At 43.4% G+C, this 26,299-nt stretch carries 26 protein-coding genes; 1 reads left to right on the forward strand and 25 read right to left on the reverse strand.

From position 1 onward, the window contains the following. Positions 1–122 precede the first annotated feature (122 nt). The 5 genes from ADH92_RS06705 to parE all read right to left on the reverse strand — a co-directional run bounded on the left by ADH92_RS06705 (position 123) and on the right by parE (position 7,235). On the reverse strand, positions 123–353 hold the full coding sequence (locus ADH92_RS06705; RefSeq protein WP_003003589.1) for a DUF2969 domain-containing protein: 231 nt from the start codon (positions 351–353) through the stop codon (positions 123–125). A 234-nt stretch (positions 354–587) separates the two neighbouring features. After that, complete coding sequence (locus tag ADH92_RS06710; RefSeq protein ID WP_049497883.1) at positions 588–1,610, reverse strand: branched-chain amino acid aminotransferase; 1,023 nt, start codon at positions 1,608–1,610, stop codon at positions 588–590. A 175-nt stretch (positions 1,611–1,785) separates the two neighbouring features. Then, positions 1,786–4,239, reverse strand: coding sequence for a DNA topoisomerase IV subunit A (gene parC, locus ADH92_RS06715; protein WP_049497902.1), 2,454 nt, complete (start codon positions 4,237–4,239; stop codon positions 1,786–1,788). Positions 4,240–4,411: 172 nt separating this feature from the next. Further along, positions 4,412–5,230 (reverse strand): aminoglycoside 6-adenylyltransferase, encoded by an 819-nt coding sequence (locus ADH92_RS06720; RefSeq protein ID WP_049497884.1) that lies wholly within the window; start codon positions 5,228–5,230, stop codon positions 4,412–4,414. Positions 5,231–5,285: 55 nt separating this feature from the next. Next, the gene (gene parE, locus ADH92_RS06725) at positions 5,286–7,235 is read right to left on the reverse strand and encodes a DNA topoisomerase IV subunit B (protein WP_049497885.1); all 1,950 of its coding nucleotides are present in this window, start codon (positions 7,233–7,235) and stop codon (positions 5,286–5,288) included. 187 nt (positions 7,236–7,422) lie between these two features. On the opposite strand from parE, the gene plsY reads away from it, so the two are divergent. Next, on the forward strand, positions 7,423–8,067 hold the full coding sequence (gene plsY / locus ADH92_RS06730; protein ID WP_049473029.1) for a glycerol-3-phosphate 1-O-acyltransferase PlsY: 645 nt from the start codon (positions 7,423–7,425) through the stop codon (positions 8,065–8,067). A gap of 57 nt (positions 8,068–8,124) precedes the next feature. Here plsY and ADH92_RS06735 read toward each other — a convergent pair whose 3' ends face one another. From ADH92_RS06735 to ADH92_RS06830, 20 genes are all read right to left on the reverse strand, one after another. After that, a complete protein-coding gene (locus tag ADH92_RS06735; protein WP_049497886.1) occupies positions 8,125–8,535 on the reverse strand; it encodes a hypothetical protein in 411 nt (136 codons plus the stop codon). A gap of 56 nt (positions 8,536–8,591) precedes the next feature. Then, positions 8,592–8,957 carry a hypothetical protein gene (locus ADH92_RS06740; protein ID WP_049497887.1) on the reverse strand — a complete coding sequence of 122 codons (366 nt, stop codon included), beginning with the start codon at positions 8,955–8,957 and terminating at the stop codon, positions 8,592–8,594. Between the two features lie 378 nt (positions 8,958–9,335). After that, positions 9,336–10,121, reverse strand: a complete 786-nt coding sequence (locus tag ADH92_RS06745) for an L-threonylcarbamoyladenylate synthase (RefSeq protein WP_049497888.1) — start codon at positions 10,119–10,121, stop codon at positions 9,336–9,338. Positions 10,122–10,216: 95 nt separating this feature from the next. Continuing rightward, a complete protein-coding gene (leuD, locus tag ADH92_RS06750; protein ID WP_049497889.1) occupies positions 10,217–10,810 on the reverse strand; it encodes a 3-isopropylmalate dehydratase small subunit in 594 nt (197 codons plus the stop codon). An 11-nt stretch (positions 10,811–10,821) separates the two neighbouring features. Then, on the reverse strand, positions 10,822–12,204 hold the full coding sequence (leuC, locus tag ADH92_RS06755) for a 3-isopropylmalate dehydratase large subunit (protein ID WP_049497890.1): 1,383 nt from the start codon (positions 12,202–12,204) through the stop codon (positions 10,822–10,824). A gap of 24 nt (positions 12,205–12,228) precedes the next feature. Beyond that, the gene (locus ADH92_RS06760; RefSeq protein ID WP_049497891.1) at positions 12,229–12,507 is read right to left on the reverse strand and encodes a DUF1294 domain-containing protein; all 279 of its coding nucleotides are present in this window, start codon (positions 12,505–12,507) and stop codon (positions 12,229–12,231) included. 1 nt (position 12,508) lies between these two features. Then, on the reverse strand, positions 12,509–13,546 hold the full coding sequence (gene leuB, locus ADH92_RS06765) for a 3-isopropylmalate dehydrogenase (protein ID WP_049497892.1): 1,038 nt from the start codon (positions 13,544–13,546) through the stop codon (positions 12,509–12,511). A 12-nt stretch (positions 13,547–13,558) separates the two neighbouring features. Then, the gene (locus ADH92_RS06770; protein WP_049497893.1) at positions 13,559–15,121 is read right to left on the reverse strand and encodes a 2-isopropylmalate synthase; all 1,563 of its coding nucleotides are present in this window, start codon (positions 15,119–15,121) and stop codon (positions 13,559–13,561) included. A 561-nt stretch (positions 15,122–15,682) separates the two neighbouring features. Continuing rightward, entirely contained in the window at positions 15,683–16,315 is a 633-nt protein-coding gene (locus ADH92_RS06775; protein WP_049497894.1) for a YpmS family protein, read from the reverse strand. Continuing rightward, complete coding sequence (locus tag ADH92_RS06780; protein WP_049497895.1) at positions 16,284–17,126, reverse strand: SGNH/GDSL hydrolase family protein; 843 nt, start codon at positions 17,124–17,126, stop codon at positions 16,284–16,286. The genes ADH92_RS06775 and ADH92_RS06780 overlap by 32 nt, the downstream gene beginning before the upstream one ends. A 14-nt stretch (positions 17,127–17,140) precedes the next feature. Further along, positions 17,141–18,409 carry a dihydroorotase gene (locus ADH92_RS06785; RefSeq protein ID WP_049497896.1) on the reverse strand — a complete coding sequence of 423 codons (1,269 nt, stop codon included), beginning with the start codon at positions 18,407–18,409 and terminating at the stop codon, positions 17,141–17,143. Positions 18,410–18,420: 11 nt separating this feature from the next. Further along, a complete protein-coding gene (locus ADH92_RS11025; RefSeq protein ID WP_003003493.1) occupies positions 18,421–18,885 on the reverse strand; it encodes an NUDIX hydrolase in 465 nt (154 codons plus the stop codon). A gap of 9 nt (positions 18,886–18,894) precedes the next feature. Continuing rightward, a complete protein-coding gene (locus tag ADH92_RS11030; RefSeq protein WP_021153111.1) occupies positions 18,895–19,548 on the reverse strand; it encodes a uracil-DNA glycosylase in 654 nt (217 codons plus the stop codon). A 130-nt stretch (positions 19,549–19,678) separates the two neighbouring features. Further along, the gene (locus ADH92_RS06800; protein ID WP_049497897.1) at positions 19,679–21,184 is read right to left on the reverse strand and encodes a glycosyltransferase family 39 protein; all 1,506 of its coding nucleotides are present in this window, start codon (positions 21,182–21,184) and stop codon (positions 19,679–19,681) included. Between the two features lie 148 nt (positions 21,185–21,332). After that, positions 21,333–21,824: a DUF3592 domain-containing protein gene (locus tag ADH92_RS06805; protein WP_049497898.1), complete on the reverse strand. Its 492-nt coding sequence runs from the start codon at positions 21,822–21,824 to the stop codon at positions 21,333–21,335. Positions 21,825–21,880: 56 nt separating this feature from the next. After that, a complete protein-coding gene (locus ADH92_RS06810; protein WP_049497899.1) occupies positions 21,881–22,480 on the reverse strand; it encodes a hypothetical protein in 600 nt (199 codons plus the stop codon). Between the two features lie 142 nt (positions 22,481–22,622). Further along, entirely contained in the window at positions 22,623–23,255 is a 633-nt protein-coding gene (pyrE, locus tag ADH92_RS06815) for an orotate phosphoribosyltransferase (RefSeq protein ID WP_003003338.1), read from the reverse strand. A gap of 317 nt (positions 23,256–23,572) precedes the next feature. Further along, entirely contained in the window at positions 23,573–24,265 is a 693-nt protein-coding gene (gene pyrF / locus ADH92_RS06820; RefSeq protein WP_013903499.1) for an orotidine-5'-phosphate decarboxylase, read from the reverse strand. Positions 24,266–24,444: 179 nt separating this feature from the next. Continuing rightward, positions 24,445–25,383, reverse strand: coding sequence for a dihydroorotate dehydrogenase (locus ADH92_RS06825; protein ID WP_049497900.1), 939 nt, complete (start codon positions 25,381–25,383; stop codon positions 24,445–24,447). A 9-nt stretch (positions 25,384–25,392) separates the two neighbouring features. After that, entirely contained in the window at positions 25,393–26,199 is an 807-nt protein-coding gene (locus ADH92_RS06830; protein WP_049497901.1) for a dihydroorotate dehydrogenase electron transfer subunit, read from the reverse strand. Positions 26,200–26,299: the final 100 nt, after the last annotated feature.

The raw sequence follows: 26,299 nt of genomic DNA on the forward strand, positions 1-26,299 counted from the left end.
GGATTCGAACCCCCGAACCCGAAGGAGCGGATTTACAGTCCGCCGCGTTTAGCCTCTTCGCTATCTCTCCATATAAATCAACAGGATCTATTATACCATTGATTTACTATGATTGCAAGCCCTTATTTATTCAAATTATAATTTTCTATTAAAATTTCAACGGCTTTTTCAAGTTTTTTGTAAAGAGAATCCACATTTCCATTTTTGATGATGGCAAATTGACCAGCCATGTCTGCAATTTCACCAATCGTTTTCTTTCCAATGGACAAAGTGAAACCATCAAAAGTGTCTTTTCCGACGGTTACTTTACTATCAACGATTTGAATCTCAATTTTCTTATCTTTTTTACTCATTTCAACCCTCTTTTCACTTTTTCTATTTTACAAAAATTCTCTTGATGACGCAAGAGAAAAGGGAGTGGGCAGAAAGAATTTAGTTAGAAATTCCTTCTTTTTCCCACCCCCGAAAAGGTCATTCGGCACTCTTTTGAGCCTAAAAGCGAATGAAGAGAAACTTTAGCTACTACGTCCTTCGTTAAGACTTGTTCTCATTGAAGCCTGGACACTTTTGTCTCAGATGTTTTCGGTTTAATCGACTTTGACAATCCATCCTTCTGGCGCTTCGACATCACCAAATTGGATACCAGTCAACTCGTCATAGAGTTTCCGTGTGACAGGACCTACTTCTGTTTCGGAATAGAAGACATGGAAGTCATCACCGTGTTGAACGCCTCCGATTGGAGAGATGACAGCTGCGGTACCACAAGCTCCTGCTTCTACAAAGCGATCCAAGTCATTGATAAAGACATCCCCTTCAATTGGTGTCATACCAAGACGGTGTTCTGCCAAGTAAAGTAAAGAATACTTGGTGATAGATGGCAAGATAGAAGGACTCAATGGCGTCACAAATTCGTTATTAGCAGTGATTCCAAAGAAGTTTGCAGAACCAACTTCTTCAATTTTGGTGTGCGTCGCTGGATCGAGGTAAATCACGTCAGAGAAGTTACGATCATGCGCAATCTTACCTGGCAACATACTAGCTGCGTAGTTCCCTCCAACTTTTGCAGCCCCTGTACCATGTGGTGCAGCACGGTCATACTCGTCTTGAATCAAGAAGTTCGTTGGAACCAAACCACCTTTAAAGTAGTTACCGACAGGCATGGCAAAGATGGTAAAGATATACTCATCTGCTGGATGCACACCAATAATATCACCGACCCCAATCAAAAGTGGACGAAGGTAAAGGGTAGCTCCAGTACCATATGGTGGAACATACTCTTCATTAGCTTTCACCACTGCCTTACAAGCATCCACAAACATGTCAACAGGTACTTGAGGCATCAGCAAACGATCTGCTGTGCGTTGCAAACGTTTGGCGTTTTGATCTGGACGGAACAATTGGATACTTCCGTCTTTTGTACGGTAGGCTTTTAACCCTTCAAAGGCTTGCTGACCGTAATGCAAACTTGGAGAGGATTCGGACAAATGCAAGGTCGCATCTTCTGTCAATTCCCCTTTTTCCCAAGCTCCATTGCGATAATGTGCCAAATAGCGATAAGGTAATTTCATATATGAAAAGCCAAGGTTTTCCCAATCAAGTGATACTGTCATGATAGTGCTCCTTTTAATTTTTTCTATTCCTTGTCGATCTGATGCAGGTCGATTCAGTTTCTCAATCTATGTACACTATTGTACACCATTTCATGAGAATTTCAAGCGAAATTTTCAATTTTCAGAAAATTTATTTTCAAAGAAAGTCAGTCCTAGAATGGACCGACGCTTTCTTTTATTTGATAGTAGCTGAAAAAACTTCTTGATCTGAAATGGTATCGTTGACAAAGGATCCATTGCTTGTTTTTTCAGAAATGCTTAATTGTGTCAAATCAACTTCTGTCACCTGACCTGTTGTGGAAGTGATCTGAAGAATTTGATCTTGTACTGCCACTTCTTCTTGGCTCGTAAAGAGATCAAAATCTCCCTGGTCAGTGAAGACTGGACCTGCCTTGAAGACGCGGTGTGGTTTATTTTTCAACTCACGCAAGACCTGTAGTCCCCGTTTAGCCCGACTGGTCACAGGAATATCGTCTTGTAACATCCGTTTGAGACTGCCTCGCTGGGTCAGAATGTACATGCTTGGAGTCGTCGACTTAAAGGCTGCAGCAACTTGATCTCCGTCTTTGAGGTTAATGGCTTTGACCCCTGCTGCTTTGGCTCCTACGACAGGGACCTCCTCAATATTGAAGCGCAACCCATACCCATTTTTAGTAATAATCATGATGTCTTCAAGGACAACTGGCGCAACTGCTACAATACGGTCGTCTTGGTCTTTTAGCTTAGCATACTTAGTCGATTTAGAACGATAGGTCCGCCATGGGCTCAATTCCTTGCGTTCAAACCGCTTGATTTGTCCTTGTTGAGTTGCCGCAAAGTAGGTTACTCCCTCAAACTGATCTACAATCTCCGCAAAGAGAATTTCTTCATCTTGCTCGAAATTGGTCAAGGTCTGACTGAGGTGCTCTCCGATATCCTTCCACTTGGTATCTGTCAATTCATGAATTGGTCGATAAATAGCATTCCCCAAGTTGGTAAAGAGTAAGAGGTGCTGAGTGGTCTTAGCAGGCTCTACAAAAATCAACTCATCATCGTCTCGCTTACCGACTTCTTCCAGTGTTGAGGCATTGAAAGAACGAGGCGAGGTTCGTTTGATATATCCAGCACGGGTTACGCTGACGAAGGTTTCCTCTTCAACAATGAGACTGGCTGTATCAATCTCAATCGTTTTAGCAGTGTCTTGCAATTCACTACGACGCGGATTACCAAAGAGCTTCTTGACTTCACGCAATTCCTTCTTCATGAGATTGAACATGGTCCGTTCGTCCCCAATGATGGCTGCCAAGGTCGCGATTTGCTCCTTGAGACTGGCATGCTCTTCTTCCAAGGTCACGATATCGGTATTGGTCAAGCGGTACAATTGCAAGGTAACAATAGCTTCTGCTTGTTCTTCCGTGAAATCGTAGCTGACCTTGAGGTTTTCTTTAGCATCTGCCTTGTTATCAGAAGCACGAATCAAGGCAATCACTTCATCGAGGATGGAAATCACGCGGATCAAGCCCTCTACGATGTGGAGACGCCGTTCTGCCTTTTCCTTATCAAAGCGCGAGCGAGCGACAATAATATCCCGACGGTGAGCAATGTAGCTAGAGAGAATCGGTACGATCCCCACTTGACGAGGGGTATAATTGTCAATCGCCACCATATTGAAGTTGTAATTGACCTGCAAATCCGTATACTTGAACAAGTAGTTCAAAATCAAATCTGCATTGGCATCTTTTTTGAGCTCAATCGCAATGCGAAGACCATCTCGGTCAGACTCATCGCGAACTTCCGCGATGCCAGCAACCTTGTTGTTAACCCGGACATCGTCGATCTTCTTGACCAAGACTGCCTTGTTAATCTCATAAGGGATTTCGGTAACCACGATTTGCTGCTTGCCTCCTTTGAGCTGCTCAATCTCGGTTTTAGAGCGAACAACAACCCGGCCCTTACCGGTTTCATAGGCTTTCTTGATCTCATCCCGCCCTTGGATAATGGCACCCGTTGGGAAATCAGGTCCAGGTAAAAACTCCATGAGCTTGTCTACCTTGGCAGATGGATGGTCGATCATGTAGACCACGGCATCAATGACTTCAGCAAGGTTGTGTGGCGGAATATCTGTCGCGTAACCAGCTGAAATCCCTGTTGCCCCATTGACCAAGAGATTTGGAAAAGCGGCAGGCAAAACCGTTGGCTCTTTTTCTGTATCATCAAAGTTCCAGGCAAATGGTACTGTGTTCTTTTCGATATCTTGCAAAAGATAACCAGCAATTTCAGATAAACGCGCCTCGGTATAACGCATGGCCGCAGGTGGATCACCGTCCATGGAACCATTGTTTCCGTGCATTTCAACAAGGATCTCGCGGTTCTTCCAGTCTTGAGACATGCGGACCATGGCATCATAGATAGAACTGTCCCCGTGAGGGTGGAAATTCCCCATGATATTACCGACAGACTTGGCAGACTTGCGATAGCCTTTGTCATGGGTATTGCCATCCTTATTCATAGAATAAAGAATCCGCCGTTGAACAGGTTTCAAGCCATCCCGAATATCAGGAAGAGCCCGTTCTTGAATAATGTATTTGGAGTAGCGACCAAAGCGCTCCCCCATGATGTCCTCCAAGGACATATTTTGAATATTAGACATAAGATACAAAGCCCGTAAAATACATAGTGAAAATAAGAAATTTATCTTTTTCACACAGCACTCAGGGCGTGTTCAACTCCTTTCAAAGAATGTTGAGTAGTCTTTTGTAGAAAAAGGCAATCGGTTACCACAAGCAACCAAAGGATCCTTTTTTTAGTTTAAAATAGATTCATTAACGATTAGAAAGTTTCTCTTTAGCATAAGCTATCATCTTCTCAGCCACTTCCTGATTATAGGCAAATCCCATCTTTTGAGCCAGAATTTGAGCTTCTCGATTGAATAGCCCCATGGTAGCAAATAAAGACTGAATGATTTTATCGAAACTAGATATATCAAGCAAAGCTGAGAACTCTTTCTCTTGCCCGGCTGGTAGATAGTGAAAGAGGTACTTGTAGTTCTTTCCGATGTCAACTACTCCCCTATCGCTTGTCACCTGCCAAGCTAAAACCTTGAGCAATTCTTGCTGACAAATGCCATAGAGGTGGTCGGTCGCATAGATCAGCTGATTTCTTCGAATGGCTTTGACAACATATGCCGAAACCCACCAAAATTCATTGTAGGTGGCTGCAAATTCCTCTTCAGTAGGCGGAGCGGTCCAATAGCGCTTGGAATTAGGCTGATAGGCTTCAAACAAGCCTTTGTCGTCTTTTATAACTTCAAAATTTGCTTCGCTATCCACCCACTCTTGGATATACTCCTTGGGACAGAGGGTCAAATCGATACGGTTGCCGTCTTCAAATAGCATGAGATACAGACGACGATGTCCCAGTCGGTTGTGCTGTTCGATGAGTCGATTTCCGTACTGATCCAACCAGGATAAATCTGAAATCAGGTCTTCTAGATCATCAACAATATAGACCACATCATAATCTTGAAACTCGTCTTTGGGTGCCTGAGGATTCGTTCGTGATCCGGATAAAGCAATTGCTTCTACTTCTATAGTATCAGCTATTTGCAAAATCAGATTCATCATTTCTGTTTCAGTTCTCATGTCGATTCCTTACCATTTCTACATCCCAGCTTATTTACGTTATAGTAGAACGTGATTAAAAAACTGTATTTTCTTCTAAGGTAAACTTAACGTTATCCTCAATCCATTGACGACGTGATGCAGCCTTATCTCCCATAAGGACAGAGACACGGCGTTCTGCACGCGCTAAATCATCAATGGTAACACGGATCAAGGTACGAGTTTCTGGATTCATGGTCGTTTCCCAAAGCTGATCTGCATTCATTTCCCCCAACCCTTTGTAACGTTGAAGGGTTGCTCCACGGCCAAAGGTCCGACGCAACTCTTCTAATTCGCTATCTGTCCAAGCATAGGCTACTTCTTCTTTCTTGCCTTTGCCTTTCGACATCTTATAAAGAGGAGGAAGTGCAATGTAGACATGCCCTGCTTCTACCAAAGGGCGCATATAGCGATAGAAGAAGGTTAAGAGGAGGGTTTGAATGTGGGCACCATCCGTATCCGCATCGGTCATGATGATGATCTTATCGTAGTTAGCATCTTCCACAGAGAAATCTGCCCCAACTCCAGCACCGATGGTGTAGATCATGGTGTTGATTTCCTCGTTTTTGAGGATATCACTCATATTGGCCTTCTCAGTATTGAGCACCTTCCCACGAAGGGGAAGAATCGCTTGGAACTTCCGATCCCGTCCTTGTTTGGCAGAACCGCCGGCTGAGTCTCCTTCGACTAGATAAAGTTCGTTTTTCTTAGGATTTTTAGACTGGGCTGGTGTCAATTTACCAGACAAAAGTCCCTTGTCCTTTTTGCTCTTCTTGCCATTTCGGCTTTCATCCCGCGCTTTACGAGCGGCTTCACGCGCATCCCGGGCTTTAATAGCCTTACGAATGAGATTGGAAGCCAATTCTCCATTTTCCATGAGGAAGAAGGTCAATTTATCAGAAACAATGCTATCGACGACTGGACGAGCCAAGGGACTTCCTAATTTGTCTTTGGTTTGTCCTTCAAACTGCAAATGGGCCTCTGGAACCAGGAGCGAGAGAACAGCAGACAAACCTTCACGGTAGTCTGATCCTTCCAGATTCTTGTCTTTTTCTTTGAGGAGTCCTATCTTTCTTGCATAGTCGTTCATAGCCTTGGTAATGGCTGTCTTCAGACCTGTCTCGTGGGTTCCCCCATCTTTGGTGCGGACATTATTAACGAAGGACAAGATATTATCTGAGTAGCCATCATTGTATTGCATGGCCACTTCTACCTGAAAACCATCTGATTCGCCACTAAAGTAGAGAACAGGTGTCAAAGTTTCCTTGTCTTCGTTCAAGTACTCTACGAAATCTTGGACACCATTTTCATAATGAAAGGCCACATGGTTGTCTTCTTCCTTACGGAGATCGGTCAGCGTCAGCGTCACGTCCTTCAGCAAGAAGGCTGATTCTTTGATCCGCTCAGCAATGGTATTAAATTTGAAATCTGTCGTTGAAAAGATGGTTGGATCTGGCATGAAGGTGACCTTGGTCCCTGTCTTAGACTTGGGAGCAGAGCCGATCTTTTCAAGGGTTGTAACTGGTTTTCCCCCATCTTCAAAACGTTGCTTATAGACAGCTCCATCACGAGTAATTTCTACCTCTAGCCAGCTAGAAAGGGCATTGACGACAGAAGATCCCACTCCGTGAAGACCTCCGGATGTCTTATAGCCTCCTTGACCAAACTTCCCTCCAGCATGGAGGACGGTAAAGATGACCTCAACGGTTGGTTTGCCCATAGCATGCATCCCGGTCGGCATCCCACGTCCCTGGTCTTCTACCGATAGCGAACCATCTTTATTAATCGTTACATCGATTTGTGATCCAAAGCCAGACAAGGCTTCATCGACCGCATTATCCACGATCTCCCAGACCATGTGATGCAAGCCATTTCCATCGGTCGATCCGATATACATCCCTGGACGTTTACGGACTGCATCCAACCCTTCTAGTACCTGAATGGCATCGTCATTATAATTATTAATATTGATTTCCTTTTTTGCCACAAGGAACCTCCTATTTGTTCATCTTTTCTATATTACAGTTTTTTAGGAAATTTTGCAAAATTTTTTCTCTTTATATGGAGATTTCCATATCCTAGTAAAAAATGTTAGCTGGGCACTTTCTTCAGATGTCACACTTTAACTCCAAAAATTTCTTTTTCTATTGATGCCTTTTTGATATAATGAAAGTATGATAAAAGAAATAAGTGTTTTAATTTTAGCCTATCTGTTAGGCTCCATTCCTTCGGGATTATGGATTGGGAAAATCTTTTTCCATATTAATTTACGGGAACATGGCTCGGGCAATACTGGAACGACCAATACCTTTCGGATTTTAGGGAAGAAAGCTGGAATCATTGTCTTTGCGATTGATTTCTTGAAAGGAACTTTGGCCGTTCTCCTTCCGACTTTCTTTGGAATTCAGGGGATCTCGCCGATGGTCTTTGGTCTCTTAGCCGTTTTGGGACACACTTTCCCAATTTTTGCTGGATTCAAGGGTGGAAAAGCAGTGGCGACGAGTGCTGGTGTCTTACTTGGTTTCTCGCCTATCCTGCTTCTCATTTTAGCTGTTTATTTTGTAGCTAGCCTTTATTTAACCAGTATGATTTCGTTTTCGAGTGTTACCGTTGCGCTACTCGCCATTCTTTCGGTCCTCCTTCTTCCTTTGACTGGATGGATCTTGCACAGCTATGATCCGCTTTTTACAGTCATTGTCTTGGCCTTAGCTACCTTGATCATTCTTCGACACAAGGACAATATCCAACGGATCAAAGAGAAAAAAGAAAATCTCATCCCTTGGGGAAAAAACATCACCCATCAACAACCAAAAAACTAGAGCGCATGCTCTAGTCTTTTTGGTTGGATCCCCCTTATACTTTTGAACAGATCCTCATTATAAAGCATCGACTAAGTCCATCAGTATTTCCATAGGAGTTTTTTTCTTACGACCATTAACAGTTTCGATCATGTGATAAACTTTTAAACGATTGTCATTGCTAAAGACAAACTCAAAGCGGAATTCGCGTCCGTTGGGTGCCACTGTATCAAATTTCGTTTTATATTTATCATGAACTGGGCTAACTGGAAACTTATTGAAGAGCAAGCGTCGTTTCTCCCCTGCTTCTTTCAAACAGTTTTCTAGTTCTTGACAATAGTTATAAAACAGCTGATAGAGGTCTTCTTCTGAAATTCTTCTTCTCCGAACTAATGATGTAAAATCCGAAAAATTTCTGCGCGGGATTTCAATGCTAAATGAGAATCCCTCTTGGTTGATTCTTTCTAAAAATGCATCTCTTGAAATCATAGAACTACTCTTTCTTTTATCAATCTGTAGTGAACCCTTATTGTTTCTATACACAGTCAATCCATTATGTAATCAAGCAGGTCCATCAGGGTGAGTTTCTTGCGACCATTGACGGTCTCAAATAGATTATAAACTCTTAGTTCTTGGTTCTTTTTAAAAGCAAACTCAAAGCGAAATTCGCGACCATTGCATACAGCTACATAAAATCCGGTCTGATACTTTCTCTTATCCGCTACCGCTTGCATTTGCCGGTCTTCTACCTCTCTACAAAGTAAAAGAAAGATCTGATAGAGTTGCTCCTCAGAGAGCCTTTTTCTCCAAACTAATGACTTGAAGTTATTGTACGTCCACCATGGGATTTGGATGTTGAAGGAAAAACCTTCCTGATTGGCTTTATCGATAAACGCTTTTCTGGAGATCATACTAACTCCTCTTCTAATGGAACATTGTTTGCCTCCATTATATCATCTTTTATCCTTCCACAAAAAAAGCATCCCAAATGGAATGCTTTAAAATTTTGACAATCTGATTTTTACATAAGACAGGTTAAGGAATGCTGAAAAAAATTAAAATGATAAATATCATCAAGTTCATACAATATACACTGAAACTTTCCGCCGTGAGAAAAGTGCTAGAAACAAAATTGTTTCTAGCACACGGGAGTTTTGGAACCTTAGGTCCAAAACTAAGTCATGGAACTTCGTAGAAGTTCGCTGACGTCCGTACTCACCTAAGGAAAGTTTCTAAGATAACTTTGTCTTCAATCCGAGCATCCCAAATAGAATGCTTTTTTCTGTTTCTTAATAGTATTCCCCTTGGCGGTAGTTCCAAGAGTTGAAATGATCAGATAAGTGCATCATGATCTTATCGATATCCAATCCTTTACGGATCACAACTGGACAAGTATTGACAGAACGGCTACCAGCTCCTTGTTCTGGGATGAGTTTTCCTTCGGCATCAACCATAGAGACCATTACGCCTTGTTCATAGCGAGTTTCAATGGTCTTGTCTGGTTGGATAGAAGCTACATAATCATCGGCTTCAATGACCAAGTCCACAGCACCTTCGATGCGTTCACCGATTCCTTCGACCTTCCCGCGGTTTCCTTTACCGGAAGGGTTGGCTGAAGAAGCGTAAACCATCTTACCTTCTTTTTCCCACATTTCTTTGGCGATTTGCTCACCAGCTTTACCAAATTTGATGACAAAGCATGAAGTTCCCCGAACGTCTGTCATGAGTTCTTCACGTCCATCTCCGAAAGCTTGCAATTTTGCATAAGCATCTTCGCGCCAAGGAAGGATACAACCAAGCAAGATATCTTCATCCCAATGTTTTTGGTAGAAGGCTTCGATTTCAGGATTCAATTGAGCAAGAGCGCGGAGTTCATCCATGCTTCCACAAAGAACAACACCTGGTTTGTTGCGGTTGCGTTCTTTGGCTTCGAACTTCCGTACCAATCCAGCCTTGTCGCTGGTCATGATGATGTAGCCAACTTTTGTAGGGCAGACGATACAGCCACCCTCTCCTTTCAAAATATCAAATCCTTCTTGTGAAAGTTGTCCGTCCCATTGAATGTGTTTTGTCATAAGTCTCTTTCCTTTTCTATTCTTTTTAGTATTGTATCAAAAACTAGTCTCAATTTCAATATATTTTCAGAAAATTCGTAATTAAGTATACAATTTTATGATTGCCAGTAAGCTGGTCGATTCTTCTCATATGCTGCGATCAAGTCTTCGTACTGAAGCGTAATTCCGATATCATCCAGCCCATTGAGCAATTTGTGCTTCCAATCTTGATCGATCTCAAAGCAAAACTCTCCAACAGGTGAGATGATCTTCTGCTCTTCCAAATCCACTGTTACCTCATCTGTCGGCTTCAAACTTGCCAATTTCTGACGAACCTCTAGTGGTTGGACAATAGGCAGCATGCCATTATTGAGCTCATTATTGTAATGAATATCTCCGAAGGATCCAGCGATAACGACCTTAAAGCCATAATCTGCCAAAGCCCAAGCTGCGTGCTCCCGAGAGGAGCCAGCCCCAAAATTGTCACCAGTAATCAAAATAGTTGCCTGGCGGTATTCTGTCTTATTAAAGATAAAATCTGGATCCTCGGTATACTGATCATCCAAGTAGCGCCAAGCATACATGAGGTATTTACCAAAACCTTTTTTATCAATCAACTTCAAGAATTGCTTGGGGAGGATTTGGTCGGTATCGATATTATCGTTCATCAAGGGAACCGTTGTCCCTGTATAAATGGTAAACTTCTCCATGATTCCTCCTTTTACTCGACTTCTGGCAATTGGCGCACATCGACAAAGCGACCAGCAATTGCTGCTGCAGCGGCCATAGCAGGGCTACAGAGATGGGTCTTGGCCCCAAACCCTTGGCGATCTTCAAAGTTTCGATTGCTAGTAGAGGCACAGTGGACGCCATCTGGCACCTTGTCTGGGTTCATCCCGAGACACATCGAGCAACCTGGATCACGCCATTCAAAGCCTGCATCCATAAAGATTTGATCCAATCCCAACTTTTCAGCGGCTTGCTTGACTGGACGAGAGCCAGGTACGACAATGGCTGTTAAGTTGGGCGCGATTTTTTTACCTTTCACAAACTTGGCTGCCAGCTCTAAATCACTGAGACGCGCATTGGTACAGGAACCGATAAAGATATAGCCCAATTCAATGTCTGCTGGTTTTTGACCAGGTTCTAAATCCATATAATGATAAGCCCGTTCATCATTCATGTCCCGAATCTCTGGGAAGGGTGTTTCAAAGTCCACTCCCATAGAAGGATTGGTCCCCCAAGTCACCATCGGAGCTAGTTCAGATACATCCATACGGATGACCTTGTCATAAACGGCATCGTCATCACTAACCAGAGTCTTCCAATCAGCTACTGCAGCCTCAAAATCATCTGGCACACATTCGCGTCCTCGGAGGTAGTCAAAGGTCGTCTCATCTGGATTCATGATCCCCATTTTGGACCCGAACTCGATCGACATGTTACAGATGGTCATGCGTTCTTCCATGGTCAAGCGATCAATTGCTTCTCCCCGATACTCTACGACATAGCCAACTCCACAAGCAACACCGTAGCGCGCTATCAAAGCTAGGATGTAATCCTTTGAATAGATCCCTTTTTGTGGGGTTCCGGTGAATTCAACCAACATTTTCTTTGGTTTGACTTGCCAGATGGTTTGGGTGGCAAAGACATGCTCCACTTCACTGGTTCCAATCCCAAAGGCAATGGCACCAAAGGCTCCGTGGGTTGCGGTATGGCTGTCTCCACAGACAATAAATTTTCCAGGCTGGGTCCGACCGGTTTCAGGGCCCACCATATGAACGATTCCTTGCTTAGCAGAACCATGGGCAGCATGATCAATCCCAAAGTCCACCACATTCTCAGCTAATTTATCAATCTGGGCTTTTGAAATCACATCTCGAATATCAAAAATATTGACCGTTGGAACATTGTGATCAAAGGTTCCAAAGGTTAAATCGGGTCGTCGAACCTTGCGTCCTGCATCCCGTAATCCTTGAAAGGCTTGGGGACTCGTCACTTCGTGGATGTAGTGTTGGTCCACATACATGAGTTGGGGTTGCCCTTCCACTCCTGTAATCACGTGGCGGTCCCAAAGTTTATCAAAGATAGATTTTCCACTCATCGTCTTTCTCCATTTATCTTCTTGTTAGGAAATCCATTGAAGGATTAGAAAGAGGGCACCTGCTAAAAGAAGACTACTGCCCCACCAGGTGGCTTGAAAATACCATTTCCGCACCTTGTGGTGAAAGAGATATCCACCTAGTAGAGCTCCAAATCCACCAAGCAGCCAGCTCTCGAGTAACAGGACCTTTTCAGGAATCCGCCACCTGTTTTGGATAGCTTTTCGTTTATCTAAACCATAGGTCAGAAAGACCATACCATTCCAAAGAGCAATGACCATTAAACAGCGATCTCTCCAAGTCATCTTAGAGATTCCTTATGATAGCTGCTGTCATCTCTGCAGTCGAAGCCTGACCACCTAGATCTCGGGTTAAAATCCCCTGATTCAAGGTTTGATTGACCGCTTCTTCAATCATTTCTGCACCTGCTGTTTCTCCAAAACTGTCTCGGAGCATCATGGAAACAGAGAGGATCATAGAAATCGGATTGGCAATACCCTGACCAGCAATATCTGGTGCTGAACCATGAATCGGTTCATACATACTTGGTCCTTTGTCAGAATGACTGGCAGACGGCATCACGCCTAGTGTTCCAGGAAGGACACTCGATTCGTCCGATAAGATATCTCCAAATAAATTCTCTGTTACGACGACATCAAAGCGTGCTGGATTGGTAATCATGATCATAGCCGCACTATCGACAAGCTGGTGCTCTAAGGTCACATCTGGAAATTCTTTGGCAACTTCTTCTGCTACTTGGCGCCATAATTTAGACGTTGCAAGGACATTTTGCTTATCGATACTGGTCACTTTCTTGCCACGTCCTTGCGCAATCTTGAAGGCTTGGCGCATAATCCGACGGATTTCTTCTGCGCTGTAATCATTGATATCGCGCGCTGTATCTTCTTTCAAAATATGCTCTCCAAAGTAAATCCCACCTGTCAATTCACGTACAACCACGAAGTCGACACCCTCGATACGCTCTGGTTTCAAAGGAGACAGGTGTTTCAAGGCATCAAAAATCCGTACAGGGCGAATATTTGCAAAAAGATTTAATTCCTTGCGAATAGCGAGCAACCCTTGTTCTGGACGAACAGGAGCATGGTCATACTCAGGACTCCCGATGGCTGCGAGAAGAATAGCATCCGCTCCTTTAGCTGCTTTTAGGGTATCTTGGGGAAGTGGGTGACCAGCAGCATCAATCCCAGCACCCCCAAAAGGTTTGTCTTCTAGGCTATAATCAAAGCCAATTTTTGGAGCAACGGCTGCGAGAACCTCTAGTCCAGCTGCCATGATCTCAGGGCCAATCCCATCTCCTGCAAGTGTTACAATTTTCTTTGTCATGTTCATTTCCTCTTAGGCTTGTGGAAGATCACGGTAGGAGACAGCTCGTCCCATCTCACCCGCATTCTCTTTTTGAACCAGCGTATTGGCATTGATATAAGCAATAGCAGATGCCTTCAATACGTCAAAATCCAAACCAGAGGCATTGAAGATCGTATCTGTATCGACATTTTCCACCGATACCAAGACACGGGCTTGGGCGTCGATCCCATCTGTCACTGCATCGATATTGTAAGAGGTCAAGCGAACGGTTTGGTTGAAGAATTTATCAATCGCATTAAAGATGGCTTCAACCGACCCTTGACCATTGGCAAGGAATTCAAGCACTTCCCCTTCTTCATTGCTGAGGCTAACTGCTGCTGTAATCGTTTCGTCTGCGTTGGTTGTCAAGCGGAGGTCATTAAATTGGAATCCTTCTGGATTTTCCACTGCAGTACCGGCAACAAGGGCGCGGATATCGGCATCTGTGATTTCGTGTTTCTTGTCTGCCAAAGATTTGAATTTAGCAAATAATTGCTTGATGTCTTCTTCTGTGAAATCCAGTCCCAACTCATGCAGTTTTTCGACAAAGGCATGGCGACCGGACAATTTTCCAAGAGGGAGGCTATTGCTCTTGACACCCACCAACTCAGGCGTGATGATTTCATAGGTAAGCGGGTTTTTAAGGACCCCATCTTGGTGAATCCCAGACTCGTGTGAGAAGGCATTGCCACCAACAACCGCCTTGTTTTTAGGAATTGGAATCCCAGAGTAACGAGAAACCAACTCAGAAGTATTGATGGTTTCATTGAGCACAATCGGACTCTCCACCTGGTAATAGTCTTCGCGAATATTAAGAGCGACCGCTACTTCTTCAAGCGCTGCATTTCCAGCCCGTTCACCAATCCCATTGATGGTCCCTTCCACACGGCGGGCCCCATTTTTGACAGCAGCGAGGCTATTCGCTACTGCCATTCCTAGATCATCATGGCAATGAGGTGAATAGATAATCTTGCGGTCCGTCTTGACATGGTCGATCAAGTATTTGAAAATCGCGCCATACTCTGCTGGTGTTGTGAAACCGACTGTATCAGGAATATTGATGTAGCTAGCCCCCGCATCGACCGCAGTCTGAACGACTTGCAAGAGGAAATCCAATTCGGTTCGTGTCGCATCTTCTGGAGAGAATTCCACAATCTCAAATTTTGAGCGAGCGTAAGAAACGTGCTCTTTGATCGCTTCAAGAATTTCTTCCTTGGTCTTGTTGAGTTTAAACTCACGGTGAATCGGACTGGTTGCGATAAAGACGTGAACTTGCGGATACTTGGCATCCTTTAAGGCTTCATAACAAGCATCAATATCTGATTTGACAGAACGAGCTAGGCCAGTTACAGCTGTCTTGGTTAAGACCTTTGCAATTTCCTGTACAGCTGTGAAGGAATCCGGACTTGCTGCAGGAAAACCTGCTTCAATAGCAGAAATACCCCATTTTTCCAATTGTTTTGCAATGGCAATCTTTTCTTTGATAGAGAAATTAACTCCCGGAGTCTGTTCGCCATCCCGAAGGCTGGTATCTAAAAATTCAACTTTACGCATAGGGTCTCCTCATTTCTATGTAGTGGATATAAAGAAAAACATCTCACTCGGTTAACCAAGCGAGATGTTTTTGCCCGCTTGGTAAGCCAAACAGGACTAATGCTTCTGCACTAGCCCTTATACCTCAACAACAAAGCAAATTGAATAAACTTAGCTGTTTTCATGTTTGACTTTCTCCTTTGTTCAATGTCTTGTTTAGTATTTTAGCATAGGGAAAAAGCAATGTCAAGAATTTTCTACAATATTCTGAATTTTTTGAATAGAAACAAAATAGAGCTTTCAGTTCTAGTTAGATTGAAGATAAAGTCATCTTAGAAACTTTCCTTAGGTGAAGACGGACGTCAGCGAACTTCAAAGAAGTTCCATGACTTAGTTTTGGACCTAAGGTTCCAAAACTCCCGAGTGCTAGAAACAAAAGTGTTTCTAGCACTTTTCTCACGGCGGAAAGTTTCAATATTTATTGAATAAGCCTAATAGTAACTATCGTTTTTATTTTCAGCATCATTCTAGTTGTTTTATGTAAAATACAATTTTCCATCAATCTGAATAGACCCTGTTACTCTACTTCTTCTGATACAAATCAAAAACGATCTTGTCATTATAGAGGTCAATGGTATTGGCCTTGACATAGATTCCAAAGTCATTATCAATTTCAGGTAATACAATGGTGATGGTAGACTCTTTTGGCGAAATCTGGATAAAATCTGGGATATTTTTATTTTTGCTTAAAAGCCGCAAAACCATTTTTTGTGGAATTTGAAAAGTTCCGACTGAAAAATCCTTTACTGTTAAGAGAATATTCCCGTTTTCCAACTTGGATGGTTGAAAGTAAATATATAAGGGATAGTCCTTTCCTAAGAGACTCAACTGTCCCTCTAAGAGGATTTGCTGATTATCTGCATAGACCTTGTAGTCGGACAGCTTATATTTTTTCAGAAGCGATTTGATGGTATCATTGAGTTGATCACGAGTCGTTGTCATAGTTCCAACTTTGACATCTTTGGTGCCAACTGCTTGATGGAGCTGGCTAACATCTTCTCTTGGCGTTGCTAAGCGTCCTTGCACGACTAAAGCGAAGGCTAAGAGAAGGCTGACTAAGCCTAAAAACAACCATTTCCAAATATTAATTTTTTGAAGGAAGGGAATCTTCTCTTTGATGGGATTATTTTTGAGTCCAAGTTTTCTTCGTGGCATTGATTTTCTCCAATATTGCTTGTTTTATCTTTTCATAGCCCGTATTGTTGGGGTGAAAACTATCCTCCTCATACAGGGCATCATTGATAACGGTTGTCTTTCCGTCACTAATTTCTGACACGCCCATTTTGCCATCAATTCCTTTATATAGCAGATCATTGATAGGAACGAAATAGACCTGATCAAATTGCGCGATGGTTTCTTCTGTCGTCTCATTCCAACGATCTACAGCCGTCTGAATACTGGTTAATTCAGGAAAATTCAGGTAAAGAGGATTGTAGATCCCCACTACATAAATAGGAAGATGGGGATTGTCCTTTCTTGCTTTTGTGATAATTTCTTTGAGGTTTACTGTATAATTCTTGAGCGGTTTTTGGATATCTGATAGAGAAAAATCACTCAGATGATCGACAACGACTTTGCGTAGATCATTTCCGCCAACCGTTAAGGTCATGACATGCGCCTTCTTGAGATCCTTCTGAAGGTCTGTTTGCTCCTTGAGTCGATCTAAAATCTGAGCACTTGTATTTCCAGCTACACCATAGTTGACAGGCTGGTACTGGCCGTCATTTTCATTGGACAGACTTTGGGCAAGAATAGGCACGAAGCCCCCTTGTTTGGTGCTATCTCCAACACCTTTGGTCAGTGAATCTCCTAGAGCTACATAAGTATAGGTGATTTCTTTCGCAGCCGTTTTGGGCTTGGTCATACGAGGAGACGCAGTTGGTAGCAAAGCACGAAATAGAAAGACAAAGACAAGAAGGCTGGTTAAAAAGAAAACCAAGCCTTGCATCATTTTTTTAAGATTCATATGAATACGATCGCTTATCCTTGAAAAATCACTTGTCCATCACAGATAGTATAAGCAACTTTCCCTTTTAATGTTTCACCCACAAATGGTGAATTTCCAGCTTTTGAAGCGAAATGATCCGATACCAGACGATCTGCTTCCGGATCAAAGAGGGTCAAATCTGCTGGTCCATCCACAGCAATATATCCGGCATCAAAATCATAGAGACGTGCTGGATTATAGGACATCTTTTCAAGCAATTGCATGAGGCTCAAATGTCCTGCATGGACCAAGTAGGTCAAACCAAGAGAAAGCGAGGTTTCAAGACCGGTCATTCCAGATGGTGCCTTGGTAATATCAGGAACATTCTTCTCATCCGCATGGTGAGGCGCGTGGTCCGTCGCAATCACGGAGATGACGCCTGACTTCAAGCCTTCAATCACTGCTAGACGATCTGATTCCAAGCGAAGAGGTGGGTTCATCTTGGCATTGCTTCCTTTAGTCAAGAGCAGACTTTCTGTTTTCGAAAAGTGTTGAGGTGCCACTTCTGCCGTCACATGAGCTCCTAATCCTTGGGCAAATTCCACAACCTTGACACTTTCTTCCTTAGAAAGGTGTTGGATATGGAGGTGAGCACCTGTCGCATGGGCAATCATGGCATCCCGCGCTGCCATTGAGTATTCAGCTACACCCGTCGCCCCACAAACATGAAAATGTTCCTTGGCAATGTTTTCATTCAACCCAAGGATGCCATTCAACTCAGGGTCTTCTTCATGCAGACTAATAAAGGTTCCTAGACGCTTAGCTTCTTCCAAGGCTTGGCGGACAACCTTGGTGCTTTGAAGGGGAATCCCATCATCTGAAAAACCAGCCGCACCAGCCTTAAGCAGGCCTTCAAAATCTGTCAGGTGTTGACCGTCAAAATTCTTGGTCACCGTCGCAACTGTATGAATGTGGAGATTTTCCTTGGCTGCAGAAGCTAAGACCTCCTCTAAGGTAGCAATATCTGAAATGGTCGGATTGGTATTGGCCATCATAACCACTCGGGTAAACCCACCCGCAGCTGCTGCTAAAGCACCCGTATGGATATCTTCTTTATGGGTTTGGCCAGGTTCACGAAAATGCACGTGCACATCGATCAAACCAGGAGCTACCACTAGACCTGAGGCATCAAGGACCTCTTGTCCATCCGTTCGGAGGTTCTCAGCGATCTCTACAATTTTCTTTCCTTCAATGCGAAGATCACAGACTTGATCCAAGCCAGTCTTGGGATCCATTACGCGACCATTTTTAATGACAACCATTGCATTCTCCTTTATTCATAAAAATCAACATGCGACTCTAACAAGCGGTCGCCGTCATAGCGAAACATTGCTGAAAAGAAGGGTTTATCCTCCAACAACCACTCAACAAAGGTGTGGTCCCCTTCCCAGGTTGGTTTTGAGAGGACTTGATCATAAGGTACCCACTCCAAGGTCCCTTCGTTACACTCGATCAGTTCTCCCTCAAAATCTGTTACCTTGAAGACATAGGTGTACCAGTCCAAATCTGGAGTAAACTCCGGAAAGGTAATAATCCCTTTCAAAACTGGCTTGGCTCTAAGGCCGGTCTCCTCAAAAATTTCACGCGCCGCACACTCCTGTGGGGTTTCCCCGCGTTCTAATTTTCCACCAACTCCGATCCATTTACCTTCATGGACATCATTGGGCTTTTTATTGCGATGCAACATGAGAAATTCTTTCCCATTGTCAATGTAACAAATCGTTGCTAATTGTGGCATTTCTTTCTCCTATCTTAACCAATCAATCGGCTCGCGTCCCGCCTCTTTCAAAAATTGATTGGTTTTTGAAAAGGGTTGGGAACCAAAGAATCCTCGGTAGGCCGATAAGGGACTTGGGTGAGCTGATTCAAGGACCAAATGTCGATCTTGTGTAATCAGCGGCTTTTTCTTACGGGCATAAGATCCCCAGAGGATAAAGACAACAGGCTCCTCCAACTCATTAACCACCTTGATCACAGCATCTGTGAAAGGCTCCCAAATTTGTCCTGCATGGCCATTGGCCTGACCAGCTGGCACTGTCAAGCAGGCATTGAGCAAGAGCACTCCTTGCTCTGCCCAAGAGGTCAGATCATGGGAACGCTTCTCTCCAATATCTGAGCGCAATTCTTTGAGAATATTTTGCAAAGAAGGTGGCGCTGGTACATGATCCGGAACAGAAAAACTTAAGCCCTGCGCTTGATCCGGTCCATGGTAGGGATCTTGGCCTAAGATCAAAACCTTGACTTGATCCATCTCTGTCGTCTGCAAGGCCTTAAAGACCTTGTCACGCGGTGGATAAACCACTCCTTTGCTATAGACTTCATTCATAAAGTCATTGATCTGGTGAAAATACCCTTCTGGAAGATGGGACTTGATGGCTTCATGCCAGGGTGAATGCTGCATGGAAACTCTCCGCTATCCAATAAATTCTTACCTTCCATTATACCACATTTGGCGCAGATCCACTGGATAAAAAAGAGGCTGGACAATTTTGTCCAACCTCTTTTTCTGCCTGTCAAACAAGCTAGAGCTTTTATGTATTTTCTTTCTTGGTAAATCCTGCTAGACCGATCGAAGCGACTAGTAAAATTTGCGGTAAGAATTGGATGAGGTAGCGGGTTTTCCCACCTTCAAAGATGGTTAAGAAGAGCAAACCACCAAAGACCGCTAAGGAAAGGAAGTTAAAATCATCTGTATCTCGACGTTTGAGATAAGCTCCAACCAAACCAGCCGATAGGACGATCCAGATCAGCTGCTTGACAAATTCATAATACTTGTACTGCGGTCGATCAATGCTGAGGAAATAGGTCCGCACCCATTTTGCCAAACCATTATTTTTAGTCAGAGGTGCATAGAGAGGATTGATAAAAGGCGTCTTCTCATACTCTACATCTCGGTAAAGCCAACCGAGGGTCCCTTCTGCTACCGTCAAGGATTGCTTGTAGTAGATATGCCCGATCAAACCGAACGGTCCGTATTCCTTGAGACGGCGTTTGATTTCTTTGATCACATTTTCTTTTTTAAAGAGGCCATTGTTGTAATCCGAGCGCTTATCCTCATCAATATAGGCTAGCAAGCCTTCTTTCATATCTTCTTGGTTATGCCCCATATCCGTCAAGCCCAGATTGATAAACAAGAGTGGTCCTTTGGCAAGTCCTTCTTCTTTCAGAATCGGCACAACTGTTTGATGATTGACCGCTGTATTCAATCCAGCAAAGACAAAGCCCGTCATCATCACTGTCACCGTAGCAATCTTGCCAAAGGCCTTCCAGTTTCCTCTAAAGAAGAGGATAGCCCAAAAGGCAATCATGACAATAATGGTCGTTGGACGGATCAACATGGTCACGCCAGATAAGATCCCCAAGCCAACAATCTTCTTCCAGGAGATGCTTTCTTGGTTTTCCTTTAAGAGATCCAAGGCCCACCATAACTGAAGAGCGATCAAAGGAAGCGGCGGAATATCTGTATACATGGAATAGAAATACGGCGAGTAACAGATCAAGCTCACATAGAGGAGATAGACCAGATCAGCCGTTTTTTGATTGAAATGCTTCTGGGACAGCTTGTACAAGAGGACTGCACCCAGATTGACATAGAGGATATTGAGAGCCTGCATAACCCACAGACCGCTAGAGCCAAATAAGACATAGAAAAACTTCTCGTAAAGAAAGAGCGGAATGTTATTGGGATTGCGACTGAGGTAGTTGGTGATAGAGGATTGCTTAAGAAGATCAAAAGCCCCTTTGAAAACAACCGCGGCATCCCGACGGATAAAGAGCTCCGCACAGACCATGACAATCAACTGAAAGACAACCGCTCCAAGCAAGAAGCCTTTTTTATGCCGGGTCAACCAAGCAAAGGCACTCTTTAGCCCATCGCGTTTCAGCCAGGCTAGCAGAAATAGCAATCCAGCACCTAAAATGGCTAGCCATGAAATCTCTCTCAGATAGGTCACACTGATCAAGAACCAGTGGACCATCACTAGCAACATGACAACATGAAGCATCCCAAATAGAATACGTTTACTTTTCGATAACATAGGTTCATTATATCAAAAAAACAGCATTTCTGCTGTTTTGGACTGACTATCAACAGTAAAGTGCAAAGAAAAGTTGTTCTGAAATGTAATTTATAAACATACTCATTTTATCGAAGCAATTTTTTACTCTTAACCTTAACTAACAGACCTAAAATACTAGAATTAAAATACATAATAATACAAGATAAATCCCAACCGTTAGAATCATTCCGATTTTATAGAAACCGACTAAGCCGGCATATCGTTCGACAAAACCGATCTGTGGGTCGACTGGATTATAAAAGACTGTCATGGGAGACCCGATTGGGAATATCATCTGCAAATCCAGATTTTTGCCGGCTCCAAGAACATAGGTTCTATCGAAAACATTGGCCTGCCTAGATTTGGAAGAAGTCTCCCTAAAATAAGTATAGGTGAATGTCTTTTGGTATCTTTCACCCTCGACTTGATACTCCACCACAGGCAGAGAAATAAGCAGTTGATTTTTGGAATCAAAAGCAACTACTTCTCCCAGAACTTTTGCGGTTGATTCTGTTTTCACTTTTATTTCACGGCGATACAAGGTGTAAAAGATAAGCAGCATGATCAAGAAAACAAGGGTCAAGATTCCCAAACTAAGCCAGAATGTTGTTACTGTCATTTGTTTTTTACCCTTTCACATAAACTAGTTGATTTCAAACCACTTGAAAAGTCATCTTATTCTCCTCTTTTCAACCATTTTTGTTGCTGTGCCTTTTCAGCAAGGTCTTTTGCTTTGTTGATATCCAGTGAGTTTGAATCTGATGGGACATTAGATTCGATTTCTTCTTTCAATTCTTGTAAGGTTTGAACATCTTTCGGAGTTAAATTAGAGACTGTGCTAGATCCTTTTTCTGTTGAATTTTCTGGCACAGACTGGATCTCGCGATAGGTTTTGATCACTTCAGTTCCTGCGTCTGTTGTCGGAAGAGGACGATAGAACATGAAGAAGCCAATAATGACAATCAGAAGAGCCGTAGCTGATACCAAAAAACCTTTCTGCAGATTCTCCGTAGTTATTTTAGTATCTTTAGTAGACAAGACTTTCCAGTCTGGATGTTCTTCCTCAGCTTCTTTTTTGGCGTTGAAAGCAGGGGTAACCAAGACTTGGTTCATCAAAGTCAGTGCCCCCAAGGCCATCAATAAAAATGGGATATGACGTGATTTACTAATGACCACTAAAATTCCTCCCGCAATAGCCATCAAACTGATGACGATATTAACGGTAAACCAGACCCGAGCCTGTTTCTTCATTTGCAAATAATCTTCTTTTGACATCTTATTCTCCCTTAAAAATAGTTTTTCCTTCATCCATAAAAATAATTACTACTATCATACCGGATTTTACTTTGAGATTCAAGTTAACCACCAACTAGTGAAAAGAGTATAAAAAAGAAGCGTTAGAAACGCTTCAGTTATATTATTTATTTTGCCAAGTTTCTTGGTTTTCCTTGAAACGGTGTAACAACTCTAAACCTTCAGAAGTGATGTAACCTTGTTCTTCTGCCAAATGAATCAATTCTGTATAGTTAGACAAGGTTTCAAGTTGAACGCCAGCTTCCGCAAATTTCTTATCTGCTTTCTCCAATTGGTAGGTGAAGATAGCTACGACACCAAGAACGTCCGCCCCTTCACGCTTGGCAGCTGCGACAGCATCCAAGACAGATCCACCAGTAGAAATCAAATCTTCCACTACGACCATCTTTTGACCTTGTGGTACACGGCCTTCAATTTGATTACCAGCACCGTGGTCTTTTGGTTTGCTACGGATGTAGGCAAATGGCAAATTCATCTTATCCGCAATAATGGCTCCGTGAGGAATCCCTGCAGTTGCAGTTCCTGCAATCACTTCTACTTCAGGGAAAGCTTCCTTGATTTTATCTACAAATCCATTTTCGATCAAGGTACGAGTTTCAGGATAAGCGAGGGTTACACGGTTATCTGTATAAATAGGGGACTTGATCCCAGATGCCCAAGTGAAAGGTTCTTCTGGTTTCAAATAAACCGCTTCGATTTTCAAAAGATGGCTAGCAATATCTTTAGCTAATGACATGACGACTCCTTTTTACGATTTTAATCATATACGAATTAAATCATTTTTTTGATTTAAACAACAACATTACAGGTTAGTGAATAGTTCGGGAAGATCCCATCGGACTCCGATTATTCCGACGATCACAGAAGAGAAACGATCATTTTCTATTCTGTAATCTAGTGAATGCGTTAGGGAAGGTCCCATAGGACTTTTTAAATTCCGACACTTAGTTGAAAGAAACGATCATTTTTTTTCAACTAAGTTAGTGAATAGTTTAGGAAAGATCCCATCGGACTTTCCGTAGAACGTCTTGAAGCATAGCTTCTTAGACGTTCTTAACTATTCCACTGTCTCTTAATTTCATGGTAAGCGTCCCATGGGTTTTCTGCTTGGATGATTGGACGTCCAACGACAATATAGTCCGATCCGATTTTATGGGCTTCTTGTGGGGTCATAACCCGTTTTTGGTCGCCGATTTCAGCTCCAGCAGGACGAATCCCTGGTGTGACACAGACAAAGTCTGATGAAGTGGCATCTTTGATCAAGGCTACTTCATGGGCTGAACAGACAACGCCATCCAAGCCTGCTTCTTGTGCCTTGCGAGCATAATTAACTACAGATTCTTGGACCGTTGTTTGGATGTTTTGGCAATCACGCATGTCTTCTTCACTGGTAGAAGTCAACTGGGTCACAGCTACCAATTTAGCTCCTTCACCAAGAGCTGCCTTGGCTTCGCGCATCATCTCTACACCACCGGCTGCGTGGACCGTCACCATATCTACTCCGAAAGTCCCCAGTACGGACATGGCTGATTTGACTGTATTTGGGATATCATGTAATTTTAAATCAAGGAAAATACTGTGTCCAAGCCCTTTGAGGTAATGTACAATTTCAGGACCAACTGCATAGAAAAATTCCATTCCAATTTTTACAAATAACTTTTCGTCTTCTGGAAAATGCTCTAAAAAGTTTTTGACATCCTCGAAAGCTGGGAAGTCAAGGGCGATAATAGGACGTTCTTCACGCATGGATTACTCCTTTTTTGATTGATCATTTTGTCTACAAAAAAACCTTGCCCGAGGCAAGGTTACACGAAAATTAGGTAGGAACAACTACCATGATTCACCGTCTAGACCTTAGGAGCCTCTCTGGACTGCTTTAAAGGTTTTTATTTATTGTAGTACGATATTTGGGAAAAGTCAAGGATTTACAGTAGATTTTCCCGTACATGTTTTCGGAAGTTCTCAAGGGTGTCAATACCATAGCGATCCATGACCTGTGGTAGATCTTCGATGATGCTTGGACAAGCATAAGGATCGGTGAAATTAGCGGTTCCAACTCCAATCGCAGAGGCTCCTGCAATCATCATTTCAATGGCTGCTTCTGCTGAATCCACACCTCCCATTCCGATAATCGGAAGTTTAGTGGACTGGGCCACCTGACGGATGAGTTTCAAAGCAACTGGGAAAACGGCTGGACCAGACATGCCTCCTGTTCCATTGGCAATGATGGGCTTACCAGTCTTGAGGTCAAAGCGCATGCCGACCAAGGTATTGATCATGGTCAAACCAGTCGCCCCTGCATCCTCTGCTGCTTTTGCGACCTGCGTGATGTCTGCCACACTAGGCGTTAACTTGACATAGACAGGGACGGAGGACGCTTCTACAGCTGCTTTCACAGCCGCATAGGCCAATTCAGGAACTTGGCCAATTAAAAGGCCGTTGTTCCCATGGTCTACGTTTGGACAAGAGATATTGAGCTCAATCGCTTTGACATTTGGCGCTTTCGAGATCTCGCCTGATACCGTTGCATACTCTTCATTGGAGAAGCCAGCTACATTGGCAATAATCGGTAGATCTGGATAATGCTGAGCCAACCAAGGGAGTTTCTCTGCTAGGACCACGTCTATCCCTGGATTTTGGAGACCAATGGCATTGAGCATACCTGCAGGTGTCTCAGCGACACGGGGCGTTGGATTACCAAAACGAGCCTCAGCAGTTGTCGCCTTGATCATGATGGATCCAAGCAGGTCTAAGTCATAGTATTTAGCATATTCCTGACCAAAACCAAAACAGCCAGATGCCGGAATAATCGGGTTTTTCAAGTCTAAACCAGGTAAGGATACGGCTAGTCGATTTGCTGTCATAAGGTCCTCCTACATCACAATCGTACCGGTTTCAAAGACCGGTCCGTCTTCACACACGCGCTTATTAGCTGCTTGGCTTTCATTTTCTAAATGCACCACACAGGCATAGCAAGCACCCATCCCACAGGCCATACGCGATTCCATGGAAATATAGGCGCGAGGATGGTCATGGAATTTGGTATTGACATATTTGAGCATACCAGGGGCTCCACAAGAATAGATAGCGTCAAACTCCTGGTCCATCTGATCAATGACCGTAGAGACATAGCCCTTAGTGCCATAAGTCCCATCATCTGTCGTTACAGTGACATGAGCAACCTTAGAAAGCTCTTCTTCCAAAATAACGGCTTCTTTGGTCGCAAAGCCGACAACCACTTCAACTTCCACCCCTTGCTCATGGAGTTGTTTGGCCACTTGGACCAAAGGAGGAACACCGATACCGCCACCGATGATCAAGGCTTTCTGACCTTGACCGAGATTAGTGAGATCAAAACCATTTCCCTGAGGACCCATGACACTGAGTTTGCTACCGATTGGCAATTGGGAAAAGAGAGCTGTCCCCCCACCTTCGATGCGGTAGATCAAGCGGCAAGTCTGTGTCTTACGGTCAATCTCAGAAATTGAAATCGGACGGCGAAGGAGCTTAGACCCATCAGGGACGCGGATATGAAGGAATTGACCTGGCAGCATCTGCGCCACCATTTCCCCCTTCAAGACCATAGAATAGATGCGGGGAGCGATTTCTTCTTGGGCGACGAGCTCCATCTCCTCCATCATGATTTTGCCAAAGCGTTTTTTACAACTGTCACTGACCATTGATATCCTCTTCTTTCTTTCAGCAAAAAAGACCTCGCAAAAGCAAGGCCTACAAATGATCAGCTAGACTCCGTCTGCTGATCTTTTTTCTGTCTTTCCT

Source organism: Streptococcus parasanguinis (assembly GCF_001073155.1).
GTDB classification, from domain to species: domain Bacteria; phylum Bacillota; class Bacilli; order Lactobacillales; family Streptococcaceae; genus Streptococcus; species Streptococcus parasanguinis_D.